Source organism: Alteromonas sp. KC3, assembly GCF_016756315.1.
Taxonomy (GTDB): domain Bacteria; phylum Pseudomonadota; class Gammaproteobacteria; order Enterobacterales; family Alteromonadaceae; genus Alteromonas.
This window is the reverse complement of sequence record NZ_AP024235.1, coordinates 205,825-218,444: the sequence shown is the minus strand read 5'-3', so window position 1 is coordinate 218,444 and position 12,620 is coordinate 205,825. Positions and strand designations below refer to the sequence as shown.

At 45.6% G+C, this 12,620-nt stretch carries 14 protein-coding genes; 8 read left to right on the top strand and 6 right to left on the bottom strand.

What is annotated here, in order from left to right; translation table 11 throughout:
- Positions 1-15: 15 nt before the first annotated feature.
- The 3 genes from JN178_RS00980 to JN178_RS00970 all read left to right on the top strand — a co-directional run bounded on the left by JN178_RS00980 (position 16) and on the right by JN178_RS00970 (position 2,159).
- Positions 16-843, top strand: a complete 828-nt coding sequence (locus JN178_RS00980; protein WP_202263198.1) for an SDR family NAD(P)-dependent oxidoreductase — start codon at positions 16-18, stop codon at positions 841-843.
- 166 nt (positions 844-1,009) lie between these two features.
- Complete coding sequence (locus JN178_RS00975) at positions 1,010-1,426, top strand: acyl-CoA thioesterase (RefSeq protein ID WP_202263197.1); 417 nt, start codon at positions 1,010-1,012, stop codon at positions 1,424-1,426.
- 34 nt (positions 1,427-1,460) lie between these two features.
- Positions 1,461-2,159: a 2OG-Fe(II) oxygenase family protein gene (locus tag JN178_RS00970; protein ID WP_202263196.1), complete on the top strand. Its 699-nt coding sequence runs from the start codon at positions 1,461-1,463 to the stop codon at positions 2,157-2,159.
- Between the two features lie 54 nt (positions 2,160-2,213).
- On the opposite strand, the gene JN178_RS00965 is transcribed toward JN178_RS00970, so the two are convergent.
- Together JN178_RS00965 and JN178_RS00960 are read right to left on the bottom strand one after the other, a co-directional pair.
- The gene (locus JN178_RS00965) at positions 2,214-3,428 is read right to left on the bottom strand and encodes an MFS transporter (protein ID WP_202263195.1); all 1,215 of its coding nucleotides are present in this window, start codon (positions 3,426-3,428) and stop codon (positions 2,214-2,216) included.
- The gene (locus JN178_RS00960) at positions 3,425-4,339 is read right to left on the bottom strand and encodes a dihydrodipicolinate synthase family protein (RefSeq protein ID WP_202263194.1); all 915 of its coding nucleotides are present in this window, start codon (positions 4,337-4,339) and stop codon (positions 3,425-3,427) included. Before JN178_RS00960 ends, JN178_RS00965 begins: the two co-directional genes overlap by 4 nt.
- A gap of 103 nt (positions 4,340-4,442) precedes the next feature.
- Between JN178_RS00960 and JN178_RS00955 the strand changes: the two genes are divergently transcribed.
- Complete coding sequence (locus JN178_RS00955) at positions 4,443-5,747, top strand: aminotransferase class I/II-fold pyridoxal phosphate-dependent enzyme (protein ID WP_202263193.1); 1,305 nt, start codon at positions 4,443-4,445, stop codon at positions 5,745-5,747.
- A gap of 40 nt (positions 5,748-5,787) precedes the next feature.
- On the opposite strand, the gene JN178_RS00950 is transcribed toward JN178_RS00955, so the two are convergent.
- From JN178_RS00950 to JN178_RS00940, 3 genes are all read right to left on the bottom strand, one after another.
- On the bottom strand, positions 5,788-6,273 hold the full coding sequence (locus tag JN178_RS00950) for a DUF3299 domain-containing protein (protein WP_202263192.1): 486 nt from the start codon (positions 6,271-6,273) through the stop codon (positions 5,788-5,790).
- 90 nt (positions 6,274-6,363) lie between these two features.
- Entirely contained in the window at positions 6,364-6,894 is a 531-nt protein-coding gene (ppa, locus tag JN178_RS00945; protein WP_202263191.1) for an inorganic diphosphatase, read from the bottom strand.
- A gap of 135 nt (positions 6,895-7,029) precedes the next feature.
- On the bottom strand, positions 7,030-8,004 hold the full coding sequence (locus JN178_RS00940) for a class 1 fructose-bisphosphatase (RefSeq protein ID WP_202263190.1): 975 nt from the start codon (positions 8,002-8,004) through the stop codon (positions 7,030-7,032).
- A 312-nt stretch (positions 8,005-8,316) separates the two neighbouring features.
- Here JN178_RS00940 and mpl point away from each other — a divergent pair, with 312 nt between their 5' ends.
- The 3 genes from mpl to JN178_RS00925 all read left to right on the top strand — a co-directional run bounded on the left by mpl (position 8,317) and on the right by JN178_RS00925 (position 11,186).
- Positions 8,317-9,666, top strand: a complete 1,350-nt coding sequence (gene mpl, locus JN178_RS00935) for a UDP-N-acetylmuramate:L-alanyl-gamma-D-glutamyl-meso-diaminopimelate ligase (protein WP_202263189.1) — start codon at positions 8,317-8,319, stop codon at positions 9,664-9,666.
- Positions 9,667-9,741: 75 nt separating this feature from the next.
- The gene (locus JN178_RS00930; RefSeq protein WP_202263188.1) at positions 9,742-10,374 is read left to right on the top strand and encodes a flavin prenyltransferase UbiX; all 633 of its coding nucleotides are present in this window, start codon (positions 9,742-9,744) and stop codon (positions 10,372-10,374) included.
- Between the two features lie 2 nt (positions 10,375-10,376).
- Positions 10,377-11,186, top strand: coding sequence for a S1/P1 nuclease (locus JN178_RS00925; protein ID WP_202263187.1), 810 nt, complete (start codon positions 10,377-10,379; stop codon positions 11,184-11,186).
- Between the two features lie 89 nt (positions 11,187-11,275).
- Here JN178_RS00925 and rraA read toward each other — a convergent pair whose 3' ends face one another.
- Positions 11,276-11,761 (bottom strand): ribonuclease E activity regulator RraA, encoded by a 486-nt coding sequence (rraA, locus tag JN178_RS00920; RefSeq protein WP_202263186.1) that lies wholly within the window; start codon positions 11,759-11,761, stop codon positions 11,276-11,278.
- A 345-nt stretch (positions 11,762-12,106) separates the two neighbouring features.
- Here rraA and JN178_RS00915 point away from each other — a divergent pair, with 345 nt between their 5' ends.
- Positions 12,107-12,619, top strand: a complete 513-nt coding sequence (locus tag JN178_RS00915; protein WP_202263185.1) for a phosphatase PAP2 family protein — start codon at positions 12,107-12,109, stop codon at positions 12,617-12,619.
- Position 12,620 lies beyond the last annotated feature (1 nt).

Below are 12,620 nucleotides of genomic sequence, written 5' to 3'. Positions count from 1 at the left end.
AATGGAGTATAAGTGATGAAAAAAACAGTTTTGATTACCGGCGCAACAAGTGGCATTGGGCAACAACTCGCCATTGAGATGGGTAAGCTTGGACATGACTTAATTCTACTTTATCGCGATGCCGACAAGCTCGAATCAACACTATCGCAGCTTAGCTCAGTTGCAGATAATGTATGTGTACACGCCTACTTAGCCGACTTGGCAGATATTGACTCGGTAAAGCGTGCTGCCCGTGCCATCGGTAAAAAGCATGACCAAATTGATGTTCTGGTCAATAACGCAGGTGCCTTTCACATGACAAAAGAAATGACACCCAGTGGCCATGAAAAAACTATGATGGTTAACTATTTCAGCCACTTTGTACTTACTATGATGTTGTTAGATAACCTGCGAGTGTCGAAACAGGGGCGCGTTATCAATGTTTCCTCTGAGTGTTACAAAATGCGCGCTTACAGTATGGATGATCTTGAGATGGTGCCTAAATACCATTGGGGACTGGCGTACAATCGCTCCAAACTTGCTCAAGTTCAGCTCACCAAAATGCTTAAAGAGAAACTCAAAGATGACAATGTTACGGTAACCAGTGTAAACCCAGGGGCCATCGACACTAACATCTACGAACCCATTTCAGGCTTTATGCGCTTTATGCTTAAGTTCTCGCTAAAACCAGTTGAAAAAGGCGTAACCGACATAATCGATATCGCACTGCGTGATGATAGCTCTGATGTAAATGGCGAGTTTATTAGTAAAAGCAAGAAAGTTGCTATCGATAAGCGTTTTCTCGACCCTCAACAGATGCAAGTTTTGTGGCAACAGTCAGAGGACTTACTTCACACTAACTAGCATTCATTGATAGCGAGATAAAACACCCGCTTGCGTGTTATCTCGCTATCACCACGTTTCACTTATGGCGCAATAAGAATACCAACACCAATTGATTAAGCACTGAAATCACAAAAACATAATGCTAAAGTGGGCGCTAAAGAAAACATAAAACCTACACTTAGTTATGACAACAACAGCACCGTTAGTCACATCGTTTGATGTGCGTTTTTGCGAAACCGATGCGTTACAACACGTCAGCAACACAGCACTTGTTGCTTGGTTTGAAGCAGCCAGAGAACCAATTTTTCGAATGTTTACACCAGAACTTGATCTTAAGAATTGGCCTCTTATTTTAGCCAGTTACAAGGTCGACTTTCTTGCCCAGATTTTCTATGGCAAACCGGTAACAGTGAAAACATTCATTAGCAGACTGGGAAACAGTGCGTTCGACGTTTTTCAAGAGCTTTGGCAAGACGACAAACTGTGTTCGACGGGTGTCACTACCATGGTGCATTTTGATTATAAAACACAGCGTTCTGCGCCCATCCCAGATGAAATAAAGTCTACGCTTCAAAGCCACTTTAAAGACATTTCAAAGTAGTAAACGATATTAAGAATAATAGGCCTTAGGCAACATGAGCGATTTGATAGAAGTTATAGATAACGCCCTACCCGCTGAACTTTGCACTCAGCTTATAGACAGGTTTGAGCAAAGCCCAAATGTGACGCAGGGTCGCACTGGTGGCGGAGTAGATTTGGATAAGAAGCGCAGCATGGACGTGTCGATTAGCCGCAATAGTGAATTTCAAGATCTCTATCAGCAGGTTATGCAGCATACCAGTAAACAACTTGTAGCCTACATAGAAAAGTACTTCTATGCTTTGGTCGGCCCCATTGGATTAACAGTGCGCCACCCTAAAACTGGCGAGCCAGTAAAAGTTACCGGTGACAATTTTGAAGAGGTTGGCAAACCTAATTTAGCCAACTTGGTCAATTATCTATATCGCGTGGGCGACATCAACGCGCAGCGCTATACAGCAGGTAGCGGCGGCTATCCTTACTGGCATTCTGAGGTATATCCACAATTGCAGCACAATGATGCACTACATCGTGTTTTGCTATTTATGTACTATCTCAATGATGTGGAAGATGGCGGTGAAACCGAGTTTTATTATCAGAACCGAGCAGTAAAACCTAAAGCCGGACGTATGGTGATAGCACCTGCGTACTTTACACACACACACCGCGGTCAAATACCTAAGAGCAACGATAAGTATATTATTACGTCTTGGCTTTTATTTAATCGTGCGGAGCGCATTTATACGCCGAGTTAATGACGCCGTAACTTAAACGTAGATGACGGTGTATGAAGAGTATATCTGCGCCGTCTAGTTCTCTGATGAATGCACACCCTCTGGTTTGCAAATGCTTAAATTCTGGCGAGGCAGTGCGAAGCAAAGTAGCAAAGACAGCGCAAGAGTACCCATTGAAGTGATTAACGGTAGTTTAAGCGCAATATCGACTAACAACCCAGCAGTAAATGCACCTAGTGATGCGAAGCTGATTTTTGCTGCCGCCACCCACATGTATATTTGCGCGGCCCCCTGCTTTGGCGCATAGTCACTACGTGCGGCCAATGTTACCGCAAAGAAGATGGCATTAACGACACCACACCACCAATAGGCGATAAGCCCAGCGGTAAACGACACACAAAGCGCAGTAAGCATTAAAGCAACAAGCAATACGGCTCCTACATTACGCAACAGCAGTAACGCTTCGCTACGCAATGGCCGTAACATCAGGATGAGTGCGCCGCATAAACAACCCACACCATACGCTGTTACTAAGTAGGCCCCATTTTCTGCGCCCTGCATCCAGCTTTCACTAAGATAAACAGCAAGCACAGGTAATGCGGCAAGACTAAACGAGGCACCTGAGGTCATTAAAAGCGTGCGCTTAAGCGGCCCAGATTGACGTAGCATGGCAATGACTGAAGCGATACTTTGAGCCTGAATCGCCGTACTTTTATCATGGCTTCGCTTTATCGGAATAAACAATGTAAGCACGCCTGCAAAAAGCGCCACGCTCATCACAATACGCACACTTACGGGTATGGCGTAAAGTTCAGTAAATAGCGCTGTTACAAAGGGGCCAAGGGTAAGTCCCAGTCCATAGGTAAAGGTATCCCAGCTTTGTGCTTTGCGTTTTTCGCTAAGATCATCGCCAACTAATTTAACTACTTGGGTACTTAATCCCCCCATCATGAAAGCACTACAGGTACCACAAATAAGTAACGCGACGATAGTAGGGATTAAACTATTGGCTTCAAAGCCTGAAACAGCAACTTGAAAACTGATGGCAAATAAGCAACATGCACCAGCAATAATGCGCCTTGGATCTGTCGCGCTGTCCAACCATCTTCCATATAAAGGACCTAAAACATGCGGTGCAGTTAAGCATGCCACCAATAGCCCTGCCGTTTTGCCATCCATTTCTGCTGAGCGGGCTAGCAGTATGGTTGCAACCGCAGCCCCTCCAGTCACAACACGCGCAGGAATAGCTGCTAATAGATATCGTAGCAAGTTAGTTTGACGGGTACTCATGCAAGCGCCAGTGTTTCAATTAAGCCTTCAAGCGCTAGAAAGTCTTCATCATCTATTGGCAAAAACGGCGCTGGTAGATTCACGCGTTCGCTAAAACCTAAAATAGCCGCTGCTGCTGCGACGACACGCAGCCCTCCCCCATTACGGGCAAATAGCGCCCATAGGCGATTGAGCGATGCAGAATATGCTGTAGCTTCATTCGCATTGTCGGATTGAGCTAGCGCAATTATGTGCTGCACGGTTTTCGGGAAAATACCACCTAAAACGGAAAGCCATAAGTCACAGCCTTGTGCCATGCCCGCAGCGCCAAAGCTATCACCACTTACGCCGATAGCAACGTGCTGTGGCACTAGGGCTCTAAGTGTCGCTAAACGCTCAGCACCTTTTTGACCATTTGCTTGACCATTTTCAGGAGAAAATGGCATACCGGGTATCTTAATCGCCCCTATATGAGGAAGTTGCGTTATTCGCTGGTACAAGCTATCGCTAAACGTAAAATTGGTCACTCGGGGATTTTCATATACACATATAGGCACCGACGTTGCTTGGCTCACACTCTGATACAACCCAAACACTTCTTCTTCATTGAGTGGTTGATATGACACGGGGGCCAGCAGAACAGCGTCAACACCACCATGTTGCACGGCCTCAAGATTTTCAAGAACATCACGGGTGCGCAGCGCCCCTATTCCTGCCATTACGGGCGTACCTTTTGCGCTAGCAACGGCCGTTTTGGCAACCTGCTCTAGCTGGGCTTTAGACAAATACGGATACAACCCTGTTGAACCCATCGCGCAAATAGAGTCGACGTGGGCAGCCACTAAATTATCTATTAGGCGTTCAAATGCCTTATAGTCAATTTCTTCATTAGTGAAAGGTGTAATTGGAAATGCAGATAAACCGGTAAACATTTGCGCCTCGCTTTGTTTAAAATATGGAAAAATGCCCCGCGAAATGGGATAAAGAGCACTACATGTTCACCCATGACAAAACTTATATTGACATAGGACAAAAATGAAAGTCAAGATTACAGGTGATTCTGCACACACTATTTTTGAGTCTGTGCGCCAACTCACAAAAGAGGGAGCCCTCGTTTCTGGCGATGTACTTCCCCCTGTCAGAGAGCTAGCACAGCAGTTGGGTGTAAATAGAAATACCGTTTCATCTGCCTACAAGAAACTATCCCAAGCTGGTATTGCTCTTACGCAAGGGCGATTAGGCACGCGTATTTGCGAAGACATTAGTGCTGGTGAGCAAGAAGGTAGCACCCAAACATCCCTTTTTGATTTAGCTGATGGAAGCCCGTGCAAAAGCTGGCTCCCCGACCTCAATAAAGTTGCTTCGCTTACACCTCTTAACCAATATCTCTACGGTGAAGATACTATTCTTCCTAGTGTTAGCGCCTATGGAAAAGCATGGTTTCGCAATGCCTGTCCTGATGACTTCGCACTAACGCTTTGTAACGGCGCCATTGATACTCTTGAGCGCATGATAGCGGCCTACCTTATTCCAGGTGACAAGTTTGTTGTAGAAGACCCCTGTTATATCAGTTCAGCCAATGCCATTAGACTGTCTGGCATGCAGGTAATAGGCGCTGCTGTCGATGCAAAGGGCATGCGGCCAGACGCATTAGAAAGTGCACTTGAAAAAGGCGCTAAAGCGGTATTGATTACGCCACGTGCGCATAATCCTACTGGGGTTTCTATCACTGCAGAGCGTGCTAAGCAGTTACAAGATGTTCTGCGTCGTTACCCAGACGTAGTCGTGCTAGAAGACGACCATTTTTCACTGTTAGCCACCACAGTACATCACAGTGTTATTCCTGAATCTACTCGCAACTGGGCGATATTTCGCTCGGTATCAAAGGGGTTAGGCCCCGATCTTCGGATGGCATTTGTGGCGGCTGATACAGAATCAATTAAGCGCATAAATACGCGTCTTGCTCCGGGCATGTCTTGGGTAAGCCGCGTGCTTCAAGCGCTGGTATACACGTGCTTAACCAATAATACCTTTCAAAAGCAATTAACTGATGCAAAGCAACAATGTAAGCATCAGCGAGATACGCTCATAAAGGCGCTGAACAAAGAAGGTGTTGCATTCACGCACGCCATTGATGGATTGAATGTGTGGCTCCCTGTTAATACCGACAGTAAAACCGTCGCCTTTGCGCTATCGCAAAAAGGCTGGTTAGTGAGACCGGGAAGCTCATTTGATGTTGATGAAGTCTCGCACGCAATTAGAGTCAGTATACAAAAGATAGAACCTGAGACGGCATCGCAATTTGCAAGTGATTTCGCTGCTATTTTGAATGGTAGATAAACGCCTTTTTCATTTAGGCTGATAAGAAAAAGGGTTCTTTCTAGAACCCTTCTACTGCTTCACCTTTAAGACGATAGCCGACTGAAGCGATATCACCTTTCCAGCCGTCGGTAGAAAGCTCGCCAGTCACCCAAATTGCATCGTAGATATTATCGATATGCACGCCCTCTTCAAACTTCACGTACACAATTTGATTAGAAGGCGGAGGCGGCACATGGATACACGCACCAAAGTACGGCACCAATAAGAACTCGGTAGTGAGCTCCCCGGTTCCTTCAAGCGGTACAACAAACCCAGGAATTTTTACGCGTTTGCCATCGTAGGTGTCGACTACTGGCGCGTCGGGCTGTAGCTGACTCATTTCACCGTTATGTTGCACAGCAGGTGGAGCAAGCTCATTAAAACCTTCTGGCACCAAGTCTTCCCAATACACTTCTACTGCTTGTGATGCAGCGTTAGCATTCCACGAAGGCAGAGCAATAAAGACTGCAAACAGGATGAATAGTGATTGCTTTATTTGTTGCATATAACTCTCTACATCTTTATTTCACCAGCTCCAACAAAAAGGGCTGGTTTATCACCAGCCCTTTTTAACATCAATTCGATGAAGCGTGAATTATTCTGCTTCGAAACGCGCGATGCTTGCGGTAATTTCTTCTTTTGCAGCTGCAGCGTTCGCCCAACCGTCAATTTTAACCCACTTACCAGGCTCAAGATCTTTGTAGTGCTCGAAGAAATGCTCAATCTGCTTAAGTAGAAGCGGTGGGCAGTCTTCAATTTCTTTAACATCACGGTAAATAGTAGAAAGCTTGTCTACTGGAACAGCAAGAACCTTTGCATCTTTGCCTGACTCATCAGTCATGTTAAGTACGCCAACTGGACGACACTTGATAACAGAACCCGCAAGTAGAGGGAAAGGTGTCATTACTAGTACGTCTACTGGGTCGCCATCTTCAGACAAGGTGTTGTTTACGTAACCGTAGTTCGTTGGGTAGTGCATGCAAGTAGCCATGAAACGGTCTACAAATAATGCACCAGTATCTTTGTCTACTTCGTACTTCACCGGGTCAGCGTGCGCTGGAATTTCGATGATTACATTTACTTCGTCTGGCACGTTCTTACCAGCAGGAATAGCACTCAAGCTCATTCTTTGATCCTTTCAATGATAAATTAGAAATTTGGGGCTAAGTATACGGTGAGTGCGGCAAAATAAAAACGGTTTACGACTGTTGTCGTAGTAATCTCTTTAAATTTCGCTAAATTTTGCCGCTATAGATGCTATTTAGTGCTTGTCTCGATAGCTAACGCACATATCAACTTCATCTTTTGAGCCGATAATACAAGGCACTCGTTGGTGAATTTCCTCTGGCATTACTTCAAGAATTCGTCCGGTTCCGGTTTCTGCTTTACCGCCAGCTTGTTCCATCAGAAATGCCATTGGGTTTGCTTCATACAATAAGCGCAGTTTACCTGGCTTAGATGGATCACGGTTGTCATAAGGGTACATAAAGATACCGCCGCGACACAATAAACGGTGAATATCACCCACCATAGCCGCAACCCAGCGCATGTTGAAGTTTTTCCCGCGCGGGCCTTCTTTACCTGCAAGCAAATCAGCGATGTAAGCTTGCATTGATGGCTCCCAATGACGCTGATTAGACGCATTAATAGAAAACTCACTCGTTTGCTCTGGTACTTGAATATTTGGATGAGTAAGCAAGAAACCACCGTGGGTTTTATCTAGCGTATAAATATGCGTTCCACGACCTGTCGTTAACGCTAGCATTGTCGATGGGCCATACAAAACGTAACCTGCTGCCACCATTTGCGTTCCCGGCTGCAAAAAGGCTGACGGATCGTCAGGCTCCATCCATTGAGGCGCGTGTGTAATGGAGAAAATGGTACCAATTAAACTGTTGATCTCTGTGTTTGACGAACCATCTAATGGGTCAAAGCTTACAAGATACTTTCCTTCTGGGTTACACGGCACAACATCGTCTTCTTCTTCAGACGAAATTGCTTTTACGTAGCCAGACTCTCTTAGCGTATCTTTAAGGATGTGATTTGAAATAACGTCGAGCTTTTTTTGCGTTTCGCCCTGTACGTTCTCAGAAAGAGTCGAACCCAGAACGCCTGCTAATGCGCCTTGACTCACGCGGAAAGATATTTCTTTACAACCCGCTAGCAGTGTACGAATGAGCAAAATAAGCTCAAGCGGCGCACCGTCTTGTTGCAATTGGGAGTTTAAACGTTTCATTAAATGTAAGCCTTTTTTTCGTATGTAGGGTTTTTATGTCAAAAGGTGCACAGCTTTCCTTACCGGCTTATCGCTTCTGACATATACAGAACACTGCGTTTGTTAAGCGCATTGCCTGTGTATAGATTGTAACCGCGTTCGACGTGAAGTGAAACACGCTAATGGTGATGCATTCACACACCATACCAGTATGGCAATGCTTTCTACACCTTACCGGGCAAACAATGCAGCGTTTACTAAATTGCATTATCCCTCACTAATAAGGTTCTGATACAGTAGCCATATCACATGACAATTCGTTGAGAATGCATTATGCATGTACATATTTTAGGCATTTGTGGAAGTTTTATGGGTGGCATTGCCGCCATTGCAAAGTCACTAGGCCACAAAGTTACCGGCTCTGATGACAACGTGTATCCGCCAATGAGTACCCAACTAGAAGCGTTGGGCATTGAATTAACCCAAGGCTACGATGTCAGCCAGTTTGAACCTGCACCTGACATGGTCGTTATTGGTAATGCGATGTCTAGAGGCAACGCGGCCGTTGAATACGTGTTAAATCGTAACTTGCCCTATACCAGTGGTCCACAGTGGTTGCTTGATAACTTGCTTAAAGATCGCTGGGTAATTGGTGTCTCAGGCACACACGGAAAAACCACTACCAGCAGCATGGTGGCATGGATATTAGAGTTTGCAGGATTAAAACCCGGCTACCTGATTGGCGGCGTACCAGAGAATTTTGGCGTATCAGCCCGCGTTGGAGAAGGCCCCTTTTTTGTAATAGAAGCTGATGAATACGACAGCGCCTTTTTCGACAAGCGTTCAAAGTTTGTACACTACCGTCCCAAAACGTTAGTTATAAACAACTTAGAGTTTGATCACGCGGATATCTTTGCTGATTTAGCTGCCATACAAACCCAGTTCCATCACTTGGTGCGCATGGTGCCTGAAAATGGCTTGATTCTTACCCCCAATAATACTCCAGCTATCGAAGATATGCTCTCGCGCGGTTGTTGGTCCTCACGCCAATCGCTGGGCAAAACCTGGGACAGTGAACTTATCAATAAAGATGGCAGTGCGTTTCATGTGCTCCACAATGGCAACAAGGTAGGTACAATCGAGTGGGCGTTGATGGGCAAACACAACGTCGACAACGCGCTAATGGCAATTGCAAGTAGTCATCACGCAGGCGTGACCTTACCTGATGCCATTGAAGCGTTATCGACGTTTAAAAACGTAAAGCGTCGCATGGAGGTTAAGGGCACCGTTAGCGGAATTACGGTGTATGATGACTTTGCACACCATCCCACCGCTATCGAAACCACCCTTGACGGTTTGCGTAAAAAAGTGGGCAATGCGCGCATTCTAGCCGTATTAGAACCGCGTTCTAATACAATGAAAATGGGTGTTCACAAAAACACACTCGCTAATTCGTGGCAAAAAGCAGACGACGTTTTCTTATTCGAGCCTAGTGGCATGGATTGGTCACTCGTTGATGCTGCAGCGCATAGTAGTGCCCCAGTTCATTGCTACAAAAACGTTGAACATATTGTGCAAGCGTTAAAAGACACAGCAAAACCCGGCGATCACATTTTAGTGATGAGTAACGGCGGGTTTGAAGGGATCCACGGACGTATCTTGTCTGCACTAAAGGATTGCTAAATAGGCTATAACTTAAGAGAACCTGACTTGAAATGTCGAAATTAATGACAAAGAGACAGTCTCAGAGGTAAACAAATGAAACACGACAAGCAAGTTACACTTGCTATCACAGGCGCCTCCGGTGCGCCTTATGCACTTACATTAATGCAGTCTTTGGTGAATGCTGATTATCAAGTATTTGTATTGATATCATCGGCAGCAAGGGTGGTGTTTGCTACCGAAGAAAACGTAAAAATACCCGCACGCCCAGAAGATGCGGCCGCATTTTTTACCCAGCATTGCGGCGCCAAACCTGACCAAATTAGGGTATTTGGTAAAGAAGAATGGTTTTCTCCTGTCGCGTCAGGATCAGCGGCGCCATCGAAGATGGTGGTTTGTCCATGTTCAACAGGCACCTTATCAGCGATAAGTATTGGTGCCAGCGACAACCTTATAGAGCGCGCTGCGGATGTAGTGTTAAAAGAGCGTGGGCAGTTAATAATGGTGGTACGTGAAATGCCATTGTCGTCAATTCACCTAGAAAACATGCTCAAACTGTCACAAATGGGCGCCACTATTATGCCTGCTGCGCCGGGCTTCTACCACAACCCGCAAACAATAGACGATTTGGTAGACTTCGTGGTGGCGCGTATACTAGATCACCTTTCAATAGAACAATCGTTGGTGGCCCGATGGGGTTATCAAACCGCTAAACATTCAGAGGAATAACCATGTTCGCGTTTGCAAACAGGATTTGCGCCGTTGCGCTAGGAACGTTGCTTGCCACGGGTGTTGCATCACCTGCATTTGGCTGGGGTCAAACAGGTCATCGCGTGACCGGTGCTATTGCACAGCAATACCTAAGCCCATTGTCTCAAGCGGCAATGATGGAACTATTACCTAACAGTTCGCTTGCACAAGCATCCACACATGCAGATGAAATGCGCTCGGACCCAAGTGAGTTCTGGCAAAAAACCGCAGGCCCCTGGCACTATGTTTCTGTACCTGAAGGTAAGACCTACGTTGAAGTGGGCGCACCTGACGAGGGGGATGCCGTTACCGCGTTAGAGCAATTCACCAATACCCTTAAAGACCCGAGCGCAACAACTGATGAAAAGCGCTTAGCGCTGCAGTTTATCGTGCATATTATTGGTGATTTGCATCAGCCCCTTCATGCAGGAAATGGCACTGATCGCGGTGGGAACGATGTTAAGGTGCGTTTTTTCTGGCAAGACTCCAATTTACATCGCGTATGGGACTCACAAATGTTAGAGCAACGCGGTCTATCTTACACCGAGTGGACAGCCCAACTAACGCGTAGTATTACGCCACAAGATATCCGCAATTGGGCGAGTACTGACGTACTAGAGTGGATAAAAGAGAGCACTGAGATACGCGACACTATCTACCCAGATAACGCAAACAACATGAGCTACGATTACCTCTACAACAACTTACCCACTGCACAAAAGCGCATACAAATGGCCGGCATTCGTATTGCTATGTATTTGAATAAAGTATTCGAAGAAGCCAATCAATAAGTGGGTTATGTCCTGTACAAGGTTATAATACCGCGTACAGGACAACCATAGTCACGCGACTGTCTTGGTAAAAAGGAATGGCGTACAGCCTAATCTAAATCAAGTGGCTCTGGAGACAAGATTACACCTGTGCTATCGGCGTAAAGGTGGTCTTCGGGCAAAAACGTAACGCCCCCAAAATTAACCGGTAAATCTACCTCACCTATGCTTTCCCCCTCGGCATTAACTGGGATAGCTGCAACTGCCAGTACACCAATATCCAACTCGGCTAAACTGTCTACTTCACGCACGCTGCCATAAATGACAACACCTTCCCAGTCGTTATCTATGGCAATTTGCGCAGAGGCAGCATCAAACAAAGCACGGCGCGTTGAACCACCACCGTCAACCAAAAGCACTTTACCCGCTCCAGGCTGTGCGAGAACGCGATCAATTAACCCTCTATCCTCAAAGCATTTAATGGTAGTGATTTCCCCACCAAAGGAATAGCGACCACCAAAGCTTGCAAAAATTGGGTCGACGACGTCTACGCTATCTGCAAACAAATCACATAGTTCAGATGTGTTGTATTCCATTATTCCGCCTTTGTTGAATAGAGAGATAAAGATGAAAATCTAAGTCTAGCATAGCATTAAAAAGCCTATTGCAAACGACTGATTTATAGCGATTCATCGAATTTTTGACTTTGATAAAAAATAACGCAAACCCTGTATTTTCAGTCTGCATTGAGCACAAATTTTGCTTAGATTTTGCTTAGTACTATTTTAGAGAATAACAATACGGTGATTATTCACGGACTTTTTGTCGCACCAGTCATAAAAAGGAAAATGTAAGAAAAGTTTCTTTTTTCCGTCACCCACTGGTCACAGACCCACTTTAGCCTGTGCAGTAATTAACCGATAGAGGACAAGGCGATGCTAATGAAATCCTTGACTAAGGTCGACACCGACCTATTTTATCGCCTCTACAAACTGACACTAAAAAGAGACTGTCGCAGTATTATCTGGTTGTCAAAAACTGGCGACGGCTATTTGTACTTCGTTATCGGCATGCTGCTGTGGGCGTTTGAGCCAGAGCATGGAGAGCTTTTCCTATATACAGCGCTGATGGCATATGCGCTGGAGTTACCTATCTATGTGTTGCTTAAGAAAATGTTCAAGCGCCCACGCCCTTGCGATTTTCTAATGAATTTAACAGCACATGTCACGCCTTCAGACAAATTCTCTCTTCCTTCTGGACATACTGCAGCCGCATGGTTAATGGCAAGTATAGTGGCGCACTATTACCCGCCTTTCGCTCTGCTCGCGTATTGCTGGGCAGCACTAATTGGACTATCACGGGTTCTATTAGGTGTGCATTATCCGTCTGATGTATTTGCAGGTACGTTATTGGGTATCACTATTGCATCACTGAGTATTTCTATTTTGGGGTAGT